Origin of the sequence: Kocuria salina, from assembly GCF_013368965.1 — a bacterium.
In the GTDB taxonomy this organism is placed as follows: Bacteria; Actinomycetota; Actinomycetes; order Actinomycetales; family Micrococcaceae; genus Kocuria; species Kocuria rosea.
Genome location: NZ_SSSF01000015.1, coordinates 20784 through 41942, shown reverse-complemented (window position 1 = coordinate 41942; position 21159 = coordinate 20784). Strand labels below are relative to the sequence as shown.

General features: G+C 59.2%; 14 protein-coding genes. 10 read left to right on the top strand and 4 right to left on the bottom strand.

The window, feature by feature from the left end:
- Window positions 1-665 precede the first annotated feature (665 nt).
- On the bottom strand, window positions 666-1235 hold the full coding sequence (locus E7Z53_RS18400) for a hypothetical protein (protein WP_176338555.1): 570 nt from the start codon (window positions 1233-1235) through the stop codon (window positions 666-668).
- A gap of 368 nt (window positions 1236-1603) precedes the next feature.
- Complete coding sequence (locus E7Z53_RS18395) at window positions 1604-2149, bottom strand: hypothetical protein (protein WP_176338554.1); 546 nt, start codon at window positions 2147-2149, stop codon at window positions 1604-1606.
- A 561-nt stretch (window positions 2150-2710) separates the two neighbouring features.
- Here E7Z53_RS18395 and E7Z53_RS18390 point away from each other — a divergent pair.
- From E7Z53_RS18390 to E7Z53_RS20930, 10 genes are all read left to right on the top strand, one after another.
- Window positions 2711-2923: a hypothetical protein gene (locus E7Z53_RS18390; protein ID WP_176338553.1), complete on the top strand. Its 213-nt coding sequence runs from the start codon at window positions 2711-2713 to the stop codon at window positions 2921-2923.
- Window positions 2924-3062: 139 nt separating this feature from the next.
- Window positions 3063-3845, top strand: coding sequence for a hypothetical protein (locus E7Z53_RS18385; RefSeq protein WP_176338552.1), 783 nt, complete (start codon window positions 3063-3065; stop codon window positions 3843-3845).
- Window positions 3842-5578 (top strand): Hsp70 family protein, encoded by a 1737-nt coding sequence (locus tag E7Z53_RS18380; protein ID WP_176338551.1) that lies wholly within the window; start codon window positions 3842-3844, stop codon window positions 5576-5578. Before E7Z53_RS18385 ends, E7Z53_RS18380 begins: the two co-directional genes overlap by 4 nt.
- A gap of 2 nt (window positions 5579-5580) precedes the next feature.
- Entirely contained in the window at window positions 5581-8247 is a 2667-nt protein-coding gene (locus E7Z53_RS18375; RefSeq protein WP_176338550.1) for a hypothetical protein, read from the top strand.
- 278 nt (window positions 8248-8525) lie between these two features.
- A complete protein-coding gene (locus tag E7Z53_RS18370) occupies window positions 8526-9416 on the top strand; it encodes a zinc ribbon domain-containing protein (RefSeq protein ID WP_176338549.1) in 891 nt (296 codons plus the stop codon).
- Window positions 9413-11839, top strand: coding sequence for a GAP1-N2 domain-containing protein (locus E7Z53_RS18365; protein WP_176338548.1), 2427 nt, complete (start codon window positions 9413-9415; stop codon window positions 11837-11839). The genes E7Z53_RS18370 and E7Z53_RS18365 overlap by 4 nt, the downstream gene beginning before the upstream one ends.
- Window positions 11836-13371 (top strand): TRAFAC clade GTPase domain-containing protein, encoded by a 1536-nt coding sequence (locus tag E7Z53_RS18360; RefSeq protein WP_176338547.1) that lies wholly within the window; start codon window positions 11836-11838, stop codon window positions 13369-13371. The genes E7Z53_RS18365 and E7Z53_RS18360 overlap by 4 nt, the downstream gene beginning before the upstream one ends.
- Before the next feature lie 178 nt (window positions 13372-13549).
- Window positions 13550-15118, top strand: coding sequence for an Hsp70 family protein (locus E7Z53_RS18355; RefSeq protein ID WP_176338546.1), 1569 nt, complete (start codon window positions 13550-13552; stop codon window positions 15116-15118).
- A 1-nt stretch (window position 15119) separates the two neighbouring features.
- Window positions 15120-15749, top strand: a complete 630-nt coding sequence (locus E7Z53_RS18350) for a vWA domain-containing protein (RefSeq protein WP_176338545.1) — start codon at window positions 15120-15122, stop codon at window positions 15747-15749.
- A gap of 205 nt (window positions 15750-15954) precedes the next feature.
- Window positions 15955-17283 (top strand): type IV secretory system conjugative DNA transfer family protein, encoded by a 1329-nt coding sequence (locus E7Z53_RS20930; protein WP_176338544.1) that lies wholly within the window; start codon window positions 15955-15957, stop codon window positions 17281-17283.
- A 1300-nt stretch (window positions 17284-18583) separates the two neighbouring features.
- On the opposite strand, the gene E7Z53_RS18340 is transcribed toward E7Z53_RS20930, so the two are convergent.
- Both E7Z53_RS18340 and E7Z53_RS18335 read right to left on the bottom strand, forming a co-directional pair.
- On the bottom strand, window positions 18584-19357 hold the full coding sequence (locus E7Z53_RS18340; RefSeq protein WP_217905950.1) for a transposase: 774 nt from the start codon (window positions 19355-19357) through the stop codon (window positions 18584-18586).
- A gap of 650 nt (window positions 19358-20007) precedes the next feature.
- Window positions 20008-21129, bottom strand: coding sequence for a hypothetical protein (locus E7Z53_RS18335; protein ID WP_176338543.1), 1122 nt, complete (start codon window positions 21127-21129; stop codon window positions 20008-20010).
- Window positions 21130-21159: the final 30 nt, after the last annotated feature.

The following is a 21159-nucleotide window of genomic DNA, read 5'->3' as shown; positions in this document are numbered from 1 at the left end:
GTGTTCTTATGTAAAGTTAGCAACAACTCTATTCACGGCTTTTGCACATCGTGAGGTTCCGGGTAACAGCTCGAATGCTCCCCCAACCGACTCCTGACCTGCGCTTATCCTGCTCAGACCGCCGCAGGGCGACGTGCCGTGCGTGACGCGAATGGCGTCTGAACCACCATGTCCATTCGGCTTCTGGCCTGGACTTCTCCGGCGATGATTGCGCTGCACGCAATCTGTGTGCAAGGACCGCAACCGATGTCCGCGGCCTGAGGACAGTCGCATGGACCATGACGGCCACAACGTGCTGTTCGTTCCATTGGGTGGGCAAGCCCCCCATTCGGAGACCTTCCTGGCCAGTGTCTAGGACGGAGGACCCCTCAGCAGTGATCGAAGGACTTCTCGCCGGCGACGATCCTCACCCGGCGCGATTTCGTAACGACCCTCGTGGACTTCCCCTGAAACGCCGACTGCCCCTATGACCTGCGAACACCGTAAATCCGAATTACGCATTTCCCGATCAGAGGACACCACTCGCCCCTGTAACCGGTGTGCACGAACTGACCAGAGCCTGCACAGCAGCACCATTGCACCTCGACCGTGCCCGCCCAGCGGGCCAGTCAGATCGAATGTCGCCGATGGTGCGGCAGTTGGTTCCGGATGAATCCATAGTGGAATTACCGATGCAGGCCTTTTTGACTTATTGTGTCAGCGACTTTGTTGGCCAAATATTCAACGAACTTACCACGGAAGTATTCTACGTCGTCATACGACCCAGTGGACCATTCCGCGACGAAATCACTATCAACCCACGACACTTTGGTCAGCCCATATCCCCAGTAAACATAAGCGCCGCTCAAAACATTAAACAGCATTTCATCGAATAAGTGCTCGTAGTCCACAGGTTTTTCTTTGGGACGAGCGTTTGTCATGCCCGGCGCTAACAAGTAACCTTCTCCCCAAATTTCCACACTGGTCAAGTTATAGTACTTCTGCTCCGGCTGGAACAGTTCCAGTTTATTAAGGATTCCTCTATATTTTGGTTCCGAGTACCGAAAACTTATGGGAACACTAGCAGCACGCAATGCAGCAAATGCCTTCATGCCGATCTGGCGCAATCTAGCCTTGGCGATGGGCATCTGGGACTTGACCCACCGAACTCTGGCAGCTTCATTCTCCCGAACCTGCCGAGCCGCATCAGACATTTCGGTCTGCTTGCGCTTAACCAGGTCATCAAAGTCGCTCACATTTCACCACTCCTAAATTTTGAAAGTTTCAAGATACCGATAGCTAGCACAATCCCCGGGCCCGATGTGTCTTAGGTATGAACAAATCCAGTGACTGTGAGGATCTGTCTTTTCACAAGCGATCATAGGCGAGTAGTTTTCCGGGGCGTGTCATGGAATCCGGGTAGAGGCCAAGGCCTTCAGTATGGGGGGTGCCGGATCCAGCCGTCCTCGAAAGGAAGAATGGAGGGCGTTGCCCCTCCAGCTCCTTGGTCAGGCCAATAAGCAGGTCCGACTCGGAACGTATCGGGGAAAACTAACTAGCTCCCACCACGACACCAGCCTTTCACCGCGCAATACGTGCGAGGATCGTCGCGCGATGACATTGGTTATTTCCCCTGCTTCCGCTGGTGATGCAGCCGCCCGGCGTACCCGTCCTTGAGTCGCTCGACGAAGTCGATGCGTGTCTCAAAGCCGTTTATATCCATGTGCTCCATATACAACCCGGTGTCGTCCAGCTCCACGCGGTCCGGCAACCTATCGAGCAACCTCTCTCCCAACACCATGAGCTCCATGTCTCCGGGCGGATACTTTTTGTTACCCACATGGTCGACTTTCCACATCCAGCCCATGAGGTCAACTGCAACTCCGGGGACCACTTCCCAGCCGCGGCTACAGTAATCTTTTTTCGTGCCTTTGGGGAACACGGGGAAGTTACCTTCCAGCGGTGGATTATATTTGTAAAAGTTGTGGGGCTCGACGCCGGCGTCGATCAGTACATGACTGGCTTCTACGGCGATCTTTCGGACATTCTGGATTGCGCGCTGCACGGCAGCGGTACGGGCTGCTTGCTTGGTTGCCCGCTGTCTTGACTCACGGTCAGCATTTTCGTCCCAGGTGCGGATTCTGGCCAGCAGTTCGTCTTCAACCCCCACAGTTCTCTCCTTAGGCTCGTTGCAGCTGAGTCTATATGTGCATCTGCACACGAAGAAGGGTGACGCTGCGCAGCGCTACCGTGCCACCACCCGGTTACGGGAATTGGGGGTCAACGCTCGACGGCCGTGGCCACGTCCGGCTACTACTCATCGATCGTCTTGCGGTCCTCGTCGATGGTCGTCCCGGAACTGTGGAGGTCGACCAGCTGGACCGAGAACGAACCGGGCCAGTAGCCCTCCTCACCGCGGCGGTGGTGACCCAGTGCGGGACCTCGAGCGATACGTCCTGGACGGTCGCCGGTCCGTAGACCTGTGGCCGGTCGAACTCGTCGGCGGCTCGCCGGAGCCTGGAGAACGCCCGATCCAAGCGGGTCTGGTTGTGCTTGCCAGCCACCCTGAACACCCCAACTACACTCCCGATTCTGAAGAGCCGCCGAACATGCCCCGGGACGGGCAGTAGATGCCAGCGGTAACCGCACCACCCGCCTGGGGAGTGGGGCACGGTGATCCACCGTTGGGGATGCACACCGGGACTGCCCCGGGTTTCCTAGACTCCTTGCAATGGCTCTGCCGCCGACCCCAACCGAGATCCCGCTGGTCGAGGCGGTGGAGCGCTACCTGGAGACCTGCCGGAACAAGGTGCTGATCCGGCGACTGTCCGCGGCCACCGCGCACAACTACACGGTGGACCTGCACCGGCTCCTCGAACTCCTCCCGCAAGCCGGGGAGCACACCACCGAGTCGGTCACCGGCGCCCACGTCGATACGGAATAGGGCCAACGGCCGTCGCTACGCCCCCAAAAGAGGTGGACTATGCGTGGTGTACCATCGTAAACCCCAAGGACTGGTACGTTTCTGCTAAATCCGTGGGGGAATGAAGTGGGGAGGACGTCCGGTGTCGGATCAACCAGTCATGCCACACCAGGAGTTTGACGTGCCAACGTCAGAGTTCGAGCCGAGCAGCGGGGCGACAGCGGAGCCGCTACTCGAACCCAACCTTGAGCCGGCGGTGGTCCTGCCCTGGGAGGGCGAGAAGGCCGCTGAAACTGAACCAGCGGTTCCTGAGATCGAGGAAGAACGTCTTCAGAGCGCGCCTGAGCCCGCCGCACCAGCGTTCGCAGCGTCCATCGATCGGCTCACCGATGAGCTGCGGAAGCATCATGAACGAGCATCGCATCGTGAGAGAGTAATTGACTCTCTCCACACGGAAGTTGAGTCGCTGAGGCGAGGCGAGCGTCGCTCTCTGCTGCGGCCGATACTGACGGCGACGGCTCGCCTTCACGATGATCTCGTCCGTCAAGCCGAGTCTCTCCCTGAAAACTTCGATGCTCGCAGAGCCGCAAACCTGCTCCAGAGCTTCGCGGACTCGGTTGAGTTGATGCTTGATGACCACGGAGTGCGCATCGACGTTCCCGAACTCGGGAGCGACTTTGACGCGAGACGGCACAGGACGATCGGCAAGACGGGTACCCCGGAAGCAGGTTACGCCAGCAAGATCGCTGAGGTTCGACGCGGAAGCTACGTTGACAGCGAGACTGGCTCGATTCTGTCTCACGCCGAGGTCGTCGTCTTTGTCTATGAGCCAGAGGTAGCAGAGCCGGACGCTAACCCGACCGCAAACACCGCGGAAAAGCAACCGGCCATAGCAAGCGCTGAGGTACCACCCACGCCATACCCGAACGGAGTAGCTGAGTGACCGAGAGCAAATCAGGCGTATTTGGCATCGACCTGGGGACGACGTACTCCGCCATCGCCTATATCGATGAGAGCGGCAAGCCAATCGTTGTACACAGCGCGCTGCAGGGCACAGATACGACGCCATCAGTCGTGCTGTTCGAGAGCGAGACCAACACTGTGGTTGGTTCGACCGCCAAGGAGTCCGCTGAGCTCTACCCCAACCAGGTGGTATCGCTGGTGAAACGTGAGATGGGTAACGCCGACTTCTCTAGAGAGTTTTTCGGTAAGACTTACAGCGCACCGGCTATTTCCGCTTTCATCCTCAAGGCGCTGGCCCAGGATGCGGAGATGGAGACGGGTCGAAAAGTTGACAAAGTCGTCATCACAGTCCCTGCATACTTTGGAACCCTAGAGAAGACTGCAACGAGACAAGCGGGCGAAATCGCAGGTCTGGATGTCGTAGGGATCGTGCCCGAGCCTGTCGCCGCAGCTATTGCCTACGGTGTTGCTACTGAGCCAGGTGAGCGCACTTTGCTGGTGTATGACCTCGGCGGCGGCACCTTTGATGTCACCGTGATTCAGCTTACGGATGATTCGGTCGACACCGTTGCGGTGAGGGGCGACCACAAGCTGGGTGGGGCCGACTGGGACGCTGTTCTGTTCGAGCACCTCTCGCAGAGCGCGACAGAACAACTGGGCAGTGACTCGATCCTCGAAGACGCTCACTTTGTTCAGGACCTTTGGAAGCAGGCCGAGGAAGTCAAGAAGCGCCTCAGCCAGTCCGAGTCGCGTCCGATTTTGCTGCGCGCCGAAGGCGGCACAGCGAAGGTTACGGTGACTCGCGCGGAGCTCGAGGAGCGGACAGCTCACCTGGTTCAGGCGACCGTGGACATCACGAGGAAAGCGCTTGAGGATGCTGAAGGCGAGTCACCGGGGATCTCATCCAAGATCGATGATGTCATCCTCGTCGGTGGCGCCAGCCTCATGCCAGTCATTGCCGCAACGCTGCAGCGTGAGTTCGGGTGGAACCCCAGGCTCTCCGATCCCCACCTTGCCGTCGCCAAGGGGGCTGCCCTGTATGCAGCAGGTGCTTTGGTGCGAGAATTTGTCGACAAGAACTCCGCTAAGCAGCCCGCCGAGGCAGATGCATCTGGTACCGCTACCTCGGCAGGCGACCTTTCGACGGAAGCCGAGGTTGAGGCTGCGGCCGAAGAGGTCGCAGCGCAGGTGGGGATCGACGCCGATCGCCTCTTGGGCATCGCCAAGAAAGCCAGCACCCGAAACCGACTCCCGATGGCCATCGGGGTGGAGCTTGCCGACAAGACCGTGCCGGGCTGGCGCGAGATGGACCCGGTTCCCACGTACGTGGAGCACACGATCTCTGCACAAGCGGAACTCCCCTATGACGCCGCCGCTCTCGATGAGGTCTTCACCGCCGGTACTATCGCGGATCAACAAGAGGTAATTCGCATTGCCATCTACGAGCAGGCGAGCCCTGAACCCAGCAGAGAGCTTTCATCGAATCGCTACCTCTCAGCGGGCGAAATTACGGGGCTCTCCTCGTACAACCTGCCCGCAGGATCACCAATCCACCTCTATTTCCATGTCTCCGACGAAGGACATGTCACACTTCGCGCGGTCGAGCCCACCAGCGGCAAAGACCTTGAGGTGAAGGCACGCATCTCGCTGCTTAGCGAGGCTGAAGTCGAGCAGGCCAAGGCGACTTTCAACGGCATAACGGTGAGCATGTAGGGATGGCCTTCGACCCAGCCAGGTATCGTGAGGCGTATTTACTACCCAAGGCGCGTCTGAAGCTCACATCCCTTCCAGACGATCTGCTGGAGCGCTACGCGATCTCACTTCCTACGACTGACGCGGACATCGCTTCGACGGTGCGCGCAGTACGGGCTTCGTGGTCTTCTCAGCAGGCCGGGTCTCTGACAGCCAAGTTTGCCAAGCTGTGCATCGGTGCCGACCATGACTTGAAGTCCACCCATGGCGACCGGATGCTGTCCGCCAAGTGGTGGGAAGAACAAGCCGCAAAGCAGCAAAAGGCCGCAAGCCAGGCCGTCACCCAGCTCGCCGAACTCCTCAAGGAAAGTCATGGGGTGTTCGGCTATCTCACTCAGAGCTACCTTGACGGCTGCGCGACCACCCTGGGGATCGGGACCGAGCAAGCAGTACAAGCAGCAAGCCAAGCTGGGCTTGAGGTTCTGCCTAGCGATCTGCTCCCAGTCAAGGCTCCAATATCCGATGCCCAGTACGCCACCCTAGAGGGCCAGATGGCAATGGCAGGAGCATTTACTCTTGTCCACCTGCTACACCCCGAGGCTAAGAACTTCTCGATCGTTCGCGGCTTCTCGGTGCCCAGTAAAGCTGATGCGCGGCTCGACGGCGATGCTGTGGGCACCCAACTGGTGCGTGCGGAGAAGCTTCAGGTGTCTCCTGCGAACGATGCACGACGCGAGGCGCTTCGCTTCCTCAAGTCAGTGGCCAAAGACAAACACCTGCACCAATTGGCTCTACACAATCTCGCCCAGCTCGCCCGACGCAGCAGCAACCTTGGCATAGCAGGCGTTCGCCAGCAGCTCGTCAAGGTGGGACTAACGGCTACTGACGCTGCGGCTCTCGCCGTGCTGACCAGCGGAGCAGGTCCGTCGGACGCCGTGATTGGCCCCGCGCGCATTGAAACTCTGCTCGCCGAAGGTCGGCTCCGTGAAGCGACTCAAGCCGCGAACGAACTCCCGAGCACGTTCAAGGACGAGAGGGCTCGACTGATTGCTCGCGTAGAGACCGCCCGCGCTTGCTACGACCAGCTCATAAAGGAAGCTCTTGAGCTGCTCGCCATACCCGATGAGGTCACAGCACTGTCTCGTGTTCGGGACGCCGCAGCCATCAGCGCCGACGAGGCCGAGCAGGTACTAGCTACTATTCCGCTAGCGCCGCCGAGCGCTCCCATCGCCGGTGTCGAAGAAAACACTGCGCACATCCACTGGAAGCCCAACCTTGGTCATTCCGAAGACACGACCTATGTCGTGCGACGCGGCGAGAACGTCGCGCCCACGAGCGTTGTTGAGGGCATCGGAGTCTTCACAGGCAAATCGCACGAAGCCAGCGACCAGCAAGTTGCGGTCGCCCGTGTGCTCTACTACAGCGTCTTCGCAACGGCCCCCGGGCGCCCTGCGTCTCGCTCAGCCACAACCACGCTCATCGTCGCACCGCCAGTCGTGGATCTAAAGGCCGATATCGGGCCAGATCACGTCACATTCCGCTGGAGCGGGCATCCCCACGTCTACCGCTTCATCGCCACACAAAGACTCGCAGATGGTCAGCGATCCACCCGCGATGTCATCAACAACTCGGTGCGCCTCGTCGGTCTCCCGGAAGGGCAGCCAGTCTCCATCGAGGTTATCGCTGAGTATCAGGCCCCCGACGGCCGGCCCCTGCGTTCTGAGCCACGAGACATCTCAGCGATACCCCGATCTCGCGCCCGACCAATAGAAGCCATTCGCGCACGTCCCGCTGCCAGCGGTGGAGACTCCAACGTGGCGATCAATTGGGCGAGGGTTGACAACTCTGACGTCCGAATTCGGCGTTCTAAGTCGCCGAGTCCTTGGCCCCCTGGAACCTGGATCGAGTCGGATGATTTCACAGGCTTCGGTTGCGAGGTGTCCGGACGGATCACAAACCGCGGCAATGACGTCACGCTCGAAGCCTCGGTACCAGAGGGGCAAATCCACCACATCGTAGCTTTCTCGATCGGTGGAACCGGCATTGTGGTCGGAAGATCCACAGTTATAGGTGTCACAGAGCCCGTGAAGAGACTGGGAGTCCAGCAGTTCTCGGGCTATGCCAAGCTCACATGGATCTGGCCCGATGGATCCACCCTCGCCGAGGTGACTTGGGAGAGCGACGGCTCAGATAAAGACGCCGTTGGAGTCGAGAAGGTGAAGCTGTCAGAGTACGACCGGAACGGGGGCTTCAACGTTCCGCTCGGCCAAGGGGATACCGTGGTCGAGGTCCGATCCCTCATGGTTGTCGGCGACAGCGCCATCGGTTCGTCTCCTGTACAAGTTGTGGTAAAGGCTAGTCGGGCCTCGAAGGTTCAGTACTCCGTGGAGTCGTCCCCACGGCTTGGCCCACTTGGTGGGCGGACAAAGCGGTTCATTTTCGAGGCGGATACACCGATCACCGGAGCACGGCTACGAATCGTGGCTACCCAAGGACTCGTGATGCCGTCATCCGAGGATGGCTCAACGCTTCTGACGGAAATTGAACTCGCACTCCGCCCCGGCACAAAGCACGTCGAGACAGTCAGCATTCCGAAGTACATCGGACGGCCCTACTGGGTGCGCTGCTTCGCAGCCGATGACCGTCTCGAACTCCTTGATCCGCCCATCAACGCCCTGAAGGAGACGTAATGCCGATCGCCGCGTGTCCGTTCTGCTTCACTCGAGTCGATACCGCACGCCTTGCGTACCAATGCACCAACCGAGGCACTCAGCAGTGCTCTCAGGAGAAGGACGACAAGCGCATTGCGATGACCGGAAGCAGCGCGCTGTCGTATCCCACCTTCGAGGCGAGCCCGGATCGAGGTAAAGACGCAATGTGCCCGACTTGCGCCGGACCCGCCCGACGCCGGGCGTGTCCTACCTGTCACACCGCTGTCCCGGCCGACTTCATTGATTCGGATAGTCCGATGATCGCCATCGTCGGCTCCAAGGGCAGCGGGAAGACCGTGCTGATGACAACGCTGGGCAAGCGCCTCCGTGAGAACGTCAGCCAGAGGTTCCACGCATCCGTTCGAATCGCTGCTGATAATCCGGATAAGTTTGAGCGCCTGGATGACTACATTGCCGAACGGGAGAACCCTCTTTTCAAGCAGGGACAACTCCCGATGTATACCCAGTCGGCAGAGAGTGAGCGCCGTCGACCAGTGATGCTCCTGTGGCAGGGACAGAAGAAGCGGCTCTTCGGAGGCATGGCACCCTATTCGGCCGTCTTGTCTTTTGTGGACACCGCCGGTGAGGATCTAAATAATATCGAGTCGGCGTTCACCCTGCGATACCTCACGGTCTGCGACGGCCTGATTGTTGCCCTTGACCCGTTCGCACTTGCTGGAGCCCGTGACACGATCAAGTTGCCATCGGTGGCTGTCCAAAACGTGAATCCGATGGATGTGCTCGGGCGAGTCACAGACATCCTGCGAACAGAGCTGGGCCTCAAACGAGGCAAGAAGATCAAACTTCCGATCGCCATAGTTTTCACCAAGATCGACGCCTTCTTCCCGACGCTCCAGCCAGGAAATCCCATCCGCGCTACGCCGCGCGAGCAGGCAGCATACGACGAGCAAGATGGGCAGGCTGTGCACGAACACATGCGATCGCTCTTGCACTCGTGGGGAGCGGGTGAAATTGACACGCACCTCGACCTCAACTACAGCAATTTCCGGTTTTTCGGCGTCTCGGCGCTTGGCGCTGAGCCCGACTATGTAACTTCGACGATCGCAGCCGGTGGAGTGCGCCCGCATCGCGTCGAGGACCCGATGCTGTGGCTCCTCGCCAAAGATGGGGCGGTCGATTCAGTGTGACTGACATCAACTTCGGCAGACTCCTGTACACGGACTGCCGGGCGGGAGAAGGACTGGGTGGAGGCGGTGGCCTGCAAATACAGGCAAAGTCGGCCAATGTGGAACCAGCCCAAGCCAGAATGGCAGTCAGTTCACTGACCTATTCGATCCAGTCGAGTTGGTTTGCGGAGGGGAGATCCGTTGAGCAGTATCCTTTGGGGTTCGCACATTCCGCGGAGGTTGGCTTCGGCACCGCCGAGAGTCGTTACCTCGGTGCAGGAGTCAATGACCCCCGCCCAGGAAATCACCTCGCCGATTGCCTCTTGACGACCCATCCCGAAAGTTACGGCAGCATTCGGCCCGCTCAGCTTTGGCTCTCCGATGTGTGGCGGGACACGCCCTGGCCCACTACTGAAGCGCCCGTCTTCGACGACTTACTCGACACTGGCCCGCTGGACAATGACTTGCTTGCCGAGTGGGTTGTTGCCATCCCCCAACGCGCTGAAGTCCTTCTGAGCCTTCTCACAGTACTTGAGAACGCGGACGGCCCCCAGGTTTTAATACGGAGCGCATCCCCCGAAGCTGCACTTAGGTGGATTGCTGCAGCAACAATCTTGCTTCCGATGAAGCAAGCCTTGGGCATCTCGTTCCGCGTCTTCAACAACAGTCGCAACGAGGCACGTTTCCGGATACTCGGACTGCCTGCTGACCTCGTTCCTCCCTTTACCCCAGGCAGCCGTCCCGGCGTGTTCTTACTCGACGACGAGACACTAATAGCAGACGCCGTACCTGCCTCAGACCGGGCGCGGTTTTGGGTCGACCTGCTTGTTCGGGCCGAAGAGCCCTACGACGTTGTTTCTGCCGTTGACATCGCTGACGCTTTGATTCCCGCTGGCCTCTCGGACCCGTACAAGCTTGCTGACGCACGAGTTGTCGCATGGAGCATCTCAGATCCCGACGGGGAAGCAATCGACGCTGACGCCCTCGTGCGGTGGCTCCACACAGCCAGCAAGACTGCAATAGACGACTACGGTGCATTGGTTGCAGGCAAACTCCTCGCGGACGAGAGCGCTAAAGCCAAAAACATCAGCCTAGTCGATGCGCTCGTGTCTGCCGGAAGAATCAGTTTCGCCGGGAGCCAGGTACGTCTTGCCCTGATCAAAGCCGAAGTCAGGGAGGCATCGGCTTTGGCTGCCCCACTCACGAACCGGCTGATGGGGTCTCCTCTGAGCGATGCCGACACCAGTGAAGCACAGGCACTCATCTCCTCGGCGATGGTCTTGGGATCTGACCGGGAAATTGGAAGGCTGTTTGGTGTCGTAAGGCGACACCGGCTGAAGATGTCACCCATCTCACCCGCCCTCGCATCACGAATCCACGAGTTTGTCGCGCACTGGATCGAGTCCCCGCGATCCTTTGATTACCCCGCATTCAACTTGCCAGACTCGTTTCTTGCCGACGAGATTCACGCTCAACTGGTAGAGCTTCTACGGAACGGGAATCGGCAAAGTTTCTCAACAGCGCTACCCGTATTCGCCGACGCACTTTCGGGAGTCGGCGGCGACCCTGAAGATGAATTTTCCTGGCAACTTGAAGCCTGCCTCACGAAAGAACTTTCACCCGATCAGCGCTTGCGCCGAGTGCAAGATGTCTTGGCAGGGCGGCGACTGGCTGGTTTTGCGGAAAGCGCGAGGTTGTCTGCGTACCAAGCGGCACTCGTCGAGTGGCGGGCATTGGACGAGGAATCGCTCCTTGAGTTGGTCGCCACGTTGCCGCCCATGTTCGAGATCGCGCCAAGCATCCTCGCAGCAGCGCTGAAGATAGTCGGCGCACGAGCCGACATCCCGACGCCGAGCGTCCTGCGTGCTGTCGTGGCGTTGGAACGCCGTGGGGCGCTCGGTGCCTCGGGTGGACAGCTCGGTCGACTCGCGCGCTCGGTAACTGCGATGGACACGCTGATCAGAAACATCAGTCCGACCACTGCTTCGGCACCAAACCAGCGCTTGCTTCGGAAATCGCTCAGCACGCTCTCACGAGTACCGGCCGACATCGTTGCGGCTTTCCTCCCTCAGCTCACTGCTGCCGCGTTAGGCGACAGATACGCCCTAACTGGTCCAGGGATCCTGAAGCATCTCTCACCGCAAGCCATGCGGTGCTTCACCGATCACTGGATCAAGACACAGCTTGGCTCGCCACAGCCCGCGCAGCTCGGACAGACACTTGCTTTGATTCAAGACACCGGGGTACCCGAAGCGCTACGTGCAGAGTTCCTAGAGTCCCTCGTCACAGCGCTGATGGTGATACCAGAAGCCGAGCGCACGAAGTCGCTGGACCAGATTGCTGCTGTGGCAGAAAAGTCGTGGCCCGAGGCGTGGGGTTGGCTGAAGGACGCACTGGAGCCGTCCAAGAAACGGGGCTCTTGGAGACGGGGACGCAACCAATGACCTTCTACTATCAGTCGATTCCGGCATACCTGGCCGTGGCCCTTTCATTGGCCGTTCTCGGTGGATTTGTCCTTGCGGTCTCCGCGCACGTCTATTCCGTCGTTGTCGGACTTGCGCGCCGCCCCAATTGCATCACGCCACAGAAGTATCAGGAGGAGTCTCCCCAGAACGGCCCCAACGGGAAAGATCCAGGATGGCCGACCTACATTCACCGGCAGCTTGGCGCCGATTTGAAGTCCCTGAATGACTGTTCCTGGGGTGCATATAAATCCCTCTGGCGACGCGCCCACCATCGCTACAACACCGAGGTCGGCGTCACGAAGCGTGCATGGTGGTTCCTGTTCTTCCCACTGCCGGCGATGACGTTCCTCATCCTTCTCGCAGCTTGGCCCTTCATGATCGCGCAGACGCTCATATTCCTGGTGGCGTTTGCTCTTGTACTGCTGATCGCCGCACCTACGTACTGGATTCTCGCCCTTATCGCACGCATCTTCGACGACCTATGGCGCACAGCGCGCGGTGGCCGGTCCTCGTGTCCTGAGTGCTACGCGGTTATGCCCTACCCCGCATTCCGACACTCAGGATGCGGCGCAGTTCACCATGACGTCCGCTCGGCCAGCGAAGGCATACTGCATCGTCGTTGCCGGTGCGGAAAACTGCTACCGATCACCGTGGTCCGCGCAGCGTGGCGTCTCGACGCATGTTGCCAGCGATGCGGCGCCTTCATGCCACGGGGCTCGTCAGCTCTTCGTGATTTGAGAGTTTCCGTCTTCGGTGACGTGAACGCCGGGAAGACCCGATTTACATTCGCCGCGCTGGACAACTTGGACGCCTGGGCCACGACCGGCGGGCTGGCCTTTCTCTATGCAGACAAGCTCTCCGCAGAGGCAGCAGACTCCGCTCGAACAACGATTCGCAATGTTGGAACCACGGCAAAAACCAGTGATGCACTGCCCCGAGCAGTTTCGTGCCAGGTGGGCGGCGCACTCGCGGGGTCTCTCGTGCACGTCTTTGATACAGCGGGCGAGCGGTTCCACGACGCCAGCACGCATGATGATCTTCACTACCTCGGAGACGCCCACGGCCTGGTGTTCGTTGTAGACCCATTCTCCCTGACGCCCGTCCGCCGTGACCTCCGGCAACGAGGACTCGTTCAGTTGCTAGAGGAGCACCCCGCACAAGGTGAACCGGAAGAGCTGTACGGTGCGGTGGTGTCCCGGATCCGCGCCGCTGGCACACGCCAACGAGGACAAAAACTCGCTGTCGTCGTGACCAAGGCGGACATCCTGGCGCATGTAGGAATCTCGATTCCGTCGTCTCACCCTGAGATCTCGAACTGGCTGCACGAGCGTGGTCAGCACAACATGGTGGTGGCTGCAGAACGCGAGTTCTCCCGGGTGCGATACTTCGCTTCCTCGTCATCGGCCCCTAACAAGAACTCGGACCAGCTTGACCCTTCAGCACCGCTTCGCTGGCTACTGAACTCGCGCCGGTACACCAGTGAACTGAATAGCAGAGGGGCAACCAGTTGAAGCAGAAATCGCCCATCAGTTTCACACTGTTCCGAACGCTCATCGTGCTTCTCGCAGGATTGCCACTAGCCGTCCTTGTACTTGCGCTATTCGGCACTGGCCCCGCGGGAGATTCCCTAGAACAGCCACTTGTTCTCATCAAGAATTGGTTCTACTCGCAAACCGGCTGGGAGATCCCATGACCACAAATGTCATCGGCATTGACCTGGGTACCACGAACTCAGTCGTAGCAACAATCACTTCTACCGGAGAGGTGGTTGTACTCCCGAACGCAATTGGCGACGAGACTACACCGTCCGTCGTATATTTCCAAGGCACTGATGCCATCGTAGGAGCCGAGGCACGGGAACTGGCTGCTGTTGACCCCGAGAGTGGCGTCGCGCTCGTAAAGCGACATATGGGGTCGGATTTTCCGATCCACGTTGCCTCCCAGATCCACACACCTGAATCAATATCTGCGATAGTCCTGCATCAACTTGTTCATGCGGCAACTCGATCGCCCTCTCCGCGCGCGGTGGTGACAGTTCCTGCGTATTTCGGAACAGCAGAGCGGGAAGCGACCTTCCAGGCGGGTCGTATCGCAGGGCTGGACATCATTGAGCTGCTTGATGAGCCGGTTGCGGCGGCAATGCACTACGGGCTTTCAACGAGCGTCGACCGAACAATTCTTGTCTACGACCTTGGCGGGGGAACATTCGACACCACCGTACTCAGTGTGCAGAGCGGCAATGTAACGGTTCTCGCCACGGACGGCCACAATCGTCTTGGAGGCGCCGACATCGACGAACGCCTCATGGAACTGGTACTGGCTCGCATAGAAAGGGACATCCCTACCGAAGCCTTCGATGCGTTCTCGGAGAACCCGAATTCCCTTGGCGAACTTCGCGTTGACATCGAGCAGGCCAAAAAGTCCCTGAGCCAGAGCATGTCGCGGGAACTTCGAGTGAGAACCCCCGCGGGACAGCTTGTTTTGTCGTTGACCCGTGACGACTTGGCTGATGCCTGCACAGACCTTTTCTCCACCACCTTGGAAATAATTGACCGCGTCCGCGTGGCTGCAAAAAACAAAGGGGTTGCGGCGCTTGATGAAGTCATCATGGTTGGGGGGTCAAGCAGGATTCCGCTCCTGCTCGACTCACTTGAAGGGTCACTCGGCGTCCGTCCTCGCCTCGTCGAACCAGACCTTGCCGTAGCCAAAGGTTCGGCGATTCGTGCACACCAGCTCGTCGGCACAACCGAGTACGCGAGCTGGGCGAATCAAAAAGCTTTCAGCGTCGGAGTGCTCCCGTGGCAGCCTTCAACCGTCACTACAGTGTCTCCCCGAGCAATTGGGGTCATGGTTGATGACAGTTTCGACCCGGCGGGAGAACGACAGTTCGTTGACCACTTGATCGTGGCAAACACGGCCCTGCCTACCGCGGTCACCCGGGACTTTGCGACAATCGTCGATGGTCAGGAGACGGTACGAATCCAGGTATACGAGCAAGCCGGAGCCATGCAGTCGGATGAGCTTGAGCACAATCGGCTGGTCGTTGATGGGGAACTGTCGGGGCTCGATGGGCTACCAGCCGGCTCGCCAATCAGAGTGACGCTCACAGTTGCCGCCGGCGGGCGGATCTCTCTCGAAGCGACAGAGCAGGTAACTGGTAAGCGCCTCAGCCTGGAGGCTTTCGTGGCGGGCGTTGTCGATTCAACGGACACCGCATCTCTGGCGTCGAGCATCGGCTTACTTCGGATTAGAGGCTGACATGGCGACTTGGACTGGCCGACAATTCACGGCGCTTGGGATCACTCAGCACCCAGTCGGCCCGCACCTCGAGACGTTGCAGAGACGGTTCGGCGGCGTTGCCATGCTCATGATTGATGTATCCGGGTCTATGGATGGCACACCCATACTCAACGCTGCTGAGGGAGCCCAGACCTTTGTGCAGGAGGCAGTGGCTGCCCACTACAAGGTGGGAGTCATGCTTTGGAACACTCGCGTCATCGCGCTAGCCGAACCCACCACTGACGGTACGTCTGCTCTCACCATCCTGTCGACGCTCAACAGGGCATCAGGCGGTAACGCGCTCGACGGTCCTCTCAAGGAGTGCCATCGAGTGCTGACGCCGTTCTCCGGTGATCGGGTGGTGGCGCTATTCGGGGACGGAGATCTGACACCTAAATTTCAGGTTCTTGCACTGGTCTCAATGATGAAGGCCGACAACATCCGGTTCATCACACGAGGCTTGGGCGCCCTTGCTACGAGTGAGTTTGCGGAGATCTCGGATGAGGCCCCTGAAGCAGTGCGAATTGAGTCGGTTGACCAGCTCGCCTCGGGGATCGCCAGCATGGCCAGCACTCTCAAGTCATCTGGCATCGTCGAGCGAGGCCGCTGAAGGAGGCGATATGGGAATCGGGTGGGATATGACTCGCGGGTTGTTCGGCGCAGCGAACTCCGCCGGTCAGACGATGGCCAACTCGGCAGCTCGCGGCGTGGCTGAGCGTCAAGCGTCTCAGGGCACGCGAGCTGCCCGGCGAGGGCTAGTTGGCCCCTGGGACGCCGTTCCTGCCAACGCAGGGGACTTCCTCGACTACTCTGGCGTGGCCACCCCTGGGGACATGGAAGTTCCCAGGTGGGTGTTCCCCCTCGGACGATACATCCTTCCAAAGTCCGGCTTTCTTAGAGATGAGTGGAAAGCTGATCAAGAAATAGGAATATCCGAAAAAATCGCAAATCGACACAGCGTTGTATACGCACCCACGCAGAGCGGCAAGACCACATCAGTCATAGCTCCGTGGATATACTCCGCGCTTGGTCAGGGGTACCTGGTTGTCACCCTCGATCTGAAAGGCAACAGCGACCTTCTGAACAAAGTTCAGTCATACGCGGCCGCGTATGAGCCCTTGCCCGATATTGCAATCACGAACTTCGACTACACACACCCTGCGCAATCGGCAAGTTGGAACTGGATCGCCGACTTGGAGTCAGACTCTGCAATCGAGGCAGCGGCAGAAGCGATAGTAGGACGGGATCGAGAGAATGACCCCAATCGAGAGTTCCGCTTGCGAGATCTGAAATGGATGCGCGGACTTTTAGAGTTCGCACATGACAGCAACCTTCCTTGGACAGTCGAAACACTACTAAGACTTCTTGATGACCACCCAAGATTCGCACGACTAATCGCACACGGGGCTCCGCCCCGAGCAAGAACGCGCCTAAGCGACCTCGTCTTTTTACCCGAAGACGAATACTACACCAAGGTGCAGTTCCTGACTGCGTACCTGGAGCCCCTCAACACAAGCGGTTTCAATAGGGTCACGACCCATCGAGGCATAAGTATGGAGGCGTTAGATGACGAACCGGGGCTTGTTCTCGTAACAGCACCGCTTGCGGACGGCAAGCTTTCAGAAGCTGTATCAAGCCTTTTCCTTGCCCAGTTCCTAAGCCTACAACTTCGAAAGTTCAACACGTCGAGCCGCCCAGTATTGTTGGTTCTTGATGAAGCCCCACGACTGAAAGACCGGCTAAACCTCCCCCGGCTCATGGCGACTTCCGCAAGCTCGGGAATGAGCGTTCTTTTGGCAATTCAGGAGGTTAGCGACTTCGACGATGGAGAACGTAAGACCATTCTTGCCAACTGCGCAACCCACATTCTGATGGGCGGCGCTGGTCCCGATACTACGGACTATTTTAGCGCCCGCCTGGGAAAACGAGTCGTTGCCCGACAGACTCAATCCACTTCGTACACAGCGCGCGACGGACGTTCTTTTCAGACAGGCGTACAGAACTCACAGGCGGACGTGCTGGGGCGAAGCGAACTTGCAAGCCCTCCTGGAGGGTCGTTCGCCGCAATCGTGCACTGCTACGAAGTCTCTCGGAAGCCGATTCTTGTAGACCTAGGGCGACAGGACCTTCTGAGAAACGCCTAAGCCGCTACGAGCGATCGCGGCTTGGCGTTCTAGATTCCTCACGTGCGGCCTCGGTAGCCGTATGTCCAAGAGCCCGCGTAATCCGATCCTGGCGCGTAGCCTCGGGGGACTGCACCTGCCGGGAGGTTGCGAGAGCACCGAGCGCTCGCTCAGCCCGATCCCTGTCCGGCGTTGTGCGGTCGAGCTGCGGCTGCGGCTCAAATTCCGGGCTTTTACGTCGAGACATCCCCGCTTCGAACGACACGCTTCCTCCTCCACCCGAAGTCACACGCTCGGTAGAGCGTGTCGGCGCGACGACGTGATGCCGTTCATCAAGACCACGCTGGATCTCAACGATAGCGGGATCATCTCTCGCCAGGCCAGACTCCAGTTCGGTCGTCACTCGTGCGAGCACCTCATCGCTTCTCGCTCGGACATGCACAGGGACGTATGGAATACCTTCGCGCTGAGCCATGTCCACGCGATGCCGACCCCTTGTTACGACAAGTTCCCCATCCACGTAGTCAGCTTCGATGCGTCCGTCCCTACCCGCCGGTGCGAAGAGGTAATAATAGGTGTCTGAAAGCTCTCGGCCGACGGTAGCCGTACCTGCCGCACGAGTGGCCTCGAACTGCGCCGGGGACATGCCGCTGCGCAGGTGCGCATAAATCTGGGGCACATTCCTGACGTAGCTGCGCAGTTGCCCCGACGAAGCTTTGTCGGTGGGCGCCAGCTCCTCGGTAATGCGGAGCCGACTGACCGGAACCGCTTGGAAACGACTAGGCCATGTCAATATTCGTCACCAAAACTAATCCAGTAAACAGATGCCCAATGACGCGTGCGCCTGCCCCATCCGCCGACCGACGACGACGTTCCTCAATTGCAACCCCGTCGTACTTTCCCACCGGCTACTTCACGTCCCAGCCGCAGTACGGGCACTTATACGGCCCGCCGGGGTGCATCTGGTCCTTGTAGACCTTGTGGCCCTTTTCGCAAGTGGCGGGGAGCAACCAGTTGCCAGTGATTGTCCGCGATGCTTCCGTCTTGAACACAGAGACCCCTTCTATATCTGACCCTCCTCCATCATGCTGCGGATAGCTGCTCCCTGTCGAGCTTCGACGCCGGGGCCTCTCCGGGTCGTGCGTTGTCTCTGCCCCAAAGCCCTCCGTTACCTTCTTCGTAGCTCGTCCGTCCAGCAGAATGGAGGGGTGCTGACCGGCCGGTCCTCGGCATGATCATTTGACCCCAGTCATCCATGATCCGGGGGTGTTGTCACCGAGGGTTGGTCCGGTGGTCACGGATCGCTGATAGGGCCTCTGTGTCAAGAGAGGGGCGGTGGGATGGCGGCGATGTCCTTGAGCATGGTGCGGTAGATGACGTTGCTCAGCCGGCGTTTGAGGGCCCTGCGGGCCTCACGGGGCGTCTTGCCCTCTTGGATCTTCTTCAGGTAGTACTCCTGGCCCGGCCCGCCGTGCTGAACCTGGCACACGGCCATGACGTGCAGCACCGAATTCAGTCGACGGTTGCCACCAGGGTTCAGACGCTGTCGCATGTTCTCCCCACTGGAGGTGTCCAAGGGCGCGACCCCGGTGTAGCTGGCGAAGTGGCCGGCCGAGCGGAACCGGCGTACGTCCCCGACCTCGCCCAGGATCTTCCCGGCGTGCAACGTGCCGATGCCTTGGAGTTCCGTTAAGGAGCTGCCGGTGGCCTGAAGCTCCTCCGCGATCTTCTGCTCGTAGTCGTCCATGAGCTTCTCCAGCCGGGCGACCTCACCGACCAGATCGCGGGCCAGGTCGCGGCGGCACTGCTCGATGGCCGTGCTCGCCCGCAGTCCGCGCAACGCCGCCCGCGCCCGGGTCAAGGTCAAACCCCGCGGCACACCCCCGGGGATCAGATTCCGGAGCAGATCGTGCAAACGGTTCAGCGCCCTGGTCCGCTCTCCCTTGAGGCCGTCGCGGGCGTGGGTGAGCAGGTTCAGAATCTCGGCGTGGTCCTCGGCGGCCACCGGCCGCAGGCCTTCATGGTGCTGTGCGGCCCAGCCGACGGCCCGGGCGTCGGCGGCATCGGTCTTCCGCCCGCCCCCGGTGTGCAGCACCCGGGCCTTCGTCGACAGGGGGGAGGAACGTCGAGCACCTCGTGGCCCTGGGTGAGCAGGTACTGGGCGATGCCCCGGCCCATGCCTTTGGCGCCTTCCACGGCGAAGAGGATGTCCTCGAACTGGGATGCCCAGGCCAGCACGGCCGGGCCGGTGCCCTTGGTCACGGCAAAACGCCGTGTGGCTCTCACGGTGCCATCAGCGGCCAATGCGGCGGCGGTGAGCGATGACTTGTGCGGGTCGATCCCGATGACGGTCATGACGGGCGGCTTCCACTCGTAGGGATATGAAGCTCCCTCGGTGGGCACTCTGACTTCAATCCACCTGCACGCTTCTGTCGAACCACACCCAGGGCAGGTGGCGGCCGGCCGGGCACCCTATCAGTGAGCCAACCCCTTTCCAGGGGTGGCAATAAGCAAGCGGACCAGCGCCGACCGCCACCATCAACACTACGAAGCTGCAGACTCCCCAGTGCTGGCCACCTCCCATTCAAAACAAGTCAGAGGCGAGATCGCCTTTGGAGGGGGCCTGACTTTGGTTGGGACTGATGCAGGGATCGGTGACACCTTCACCTGAGCGTGGTGCAGTCCCCCTCAACTCCTACATGTCGCGTTGGGATCTGAGGCCAGCCAATGACGGGCGGCCCGCAACTAATTTTCAGCATCGACCTCTCGAAGGTACTTTGCCACTCTCCGGAGGGTACTAACCCCTTCATCCCCATCCGCCCTTAAATTCACCTTAATAAGGTATTTAACGGCACCTAGAAATGCAGCAACCCCTGCAAGCAAGAAAACAATACCATACAAATTCTCCTGCATTCCAAAGGAAATTATTCCTAGAATGAATATACCAAGTCCAAACAGGCAACTGGCACAGCCCAACAAGTTCTGACTTTCGGAAAATACAGCTGTCCCCGCCAACAAGAACGCAACTCCCAACAACAAAAATATCGCTCCAGCTAACCATTCACCTTCACGAATGACAGCGAAACCGAACAACAATCCGGCGACCCCCATAGCCAGTTCCCCTGTCCCAAACATCCTCGCATTTTTCCGAAAGATTGCCATTCCGATGAGGGTTATAGAAAATGCCAGTAACAAGTAGGTAAATCCGAACAGCGCATTGCCTGCACGTATTAAATCTATACCCATAAGCACGCCGGCTACCCCGGCCAGTGTCCCGCCTAATCCATAAAATGCTTGACTCCTTAGAGCAAGCGTTCTCCCCAGCACTAGCACGGCAATTGCTACAAATGTGATCGCCGCCCCAAGCAGTACAAAAGCTGTGCCGAATGAACGATTGTCTTCAAGTATAAAGTTTGCCCCTCCAAGCACACCGGCCAGCCCGAGGAGGAAAAGCGTAATACCAAATCCGAGTTCAAAAACTCCTAGCCCAATTCTCATGGTGCGCCAGTTGACGACTGCTACTGCGGTAGTAAAAATTAGGATAGGAACGAACATGGACCAAAAATTTGTTCCTAAACTTTCAACCACCCACCAACTTCCCACTATGTATGGGAATACTAACCCGACGCTAAGCCAACGTGCCCACCGCTCTCGACCTAGCCGGTTTGGGGCAAGTGGTTGCCCTGGCATGACGAGAATAATAAAAGCGACAGCCATCCCAACCGCAACGTTTATCCCAACAAGGATATCTTCCGTCAGTTGAGCTATCACCGCACCCACAAGGGCTGATAGAAGGCTCTGCAAGGTTCGCCCAACAGTTCCGCCGGAAGGGGGTCCCTTCTCTATCTTCTGCGATTCATCTACCATGGCGTCCTTGCTTTTTAAGTGCCATGAGCC

Coding starts and splice junctions, on each gene's coding strand:
- E7Z53_RS18385 (WP_176338552.1), top strand. CDS start 3,063: ATGCCACACCAGGAGTTTGACGTGCCAACGTCAGAGTTCGAGCCGAGC.
- E7Z53_RS18375 (WP_176338550.1), top strand. CDS start 5,581: ATGGCCTTCGACCCAGCCAGGTATCGTGAGGCGTATTTACTACCCAAG.
- E7Z53_RS18370 (WP_176338549.1), top strand. CDS start 8,526: ATGATCGCCATCGTCGGCTCCAAGGGCAGCGGGAAGACCGTGCTGATG.
- E7Z53_RS18350 (WP_176338545.1), top strand. CDS start 15,120: ATGGCGACTTGGACTGGCCGACAATTCACGGCGCTTGGGATCACTCAG.
- E7Z53_RS18360 (WP_176338547.1), top strand. CDS start 11,836: ATGACCTTCTACTATCAGTCGATTCCGGCATACCTGGCCGTGGCCCTT.
- E7Z53_RS18390 (WP_176338553.1), top strand. CDS start 2,711: ATGGCTCTGCCGCCGACCCCAACCGAGATCCCGCTGGTCGAGGCGGTG.
- E7Z53_RS18355 (WP_176338546.1), top strand. CDS start 13,550: ATGACCACAAATGTCATCGGCATTGACCTGGGTACCACGAACTCAGTC.
- E7Z53_RS18335 (WP_176338543.1), bottom strand. CDS start 21,129: ATGGTAGATGAATCGCAGAAGATAGAGAAGGGACCCCCTTCCGGCGGA.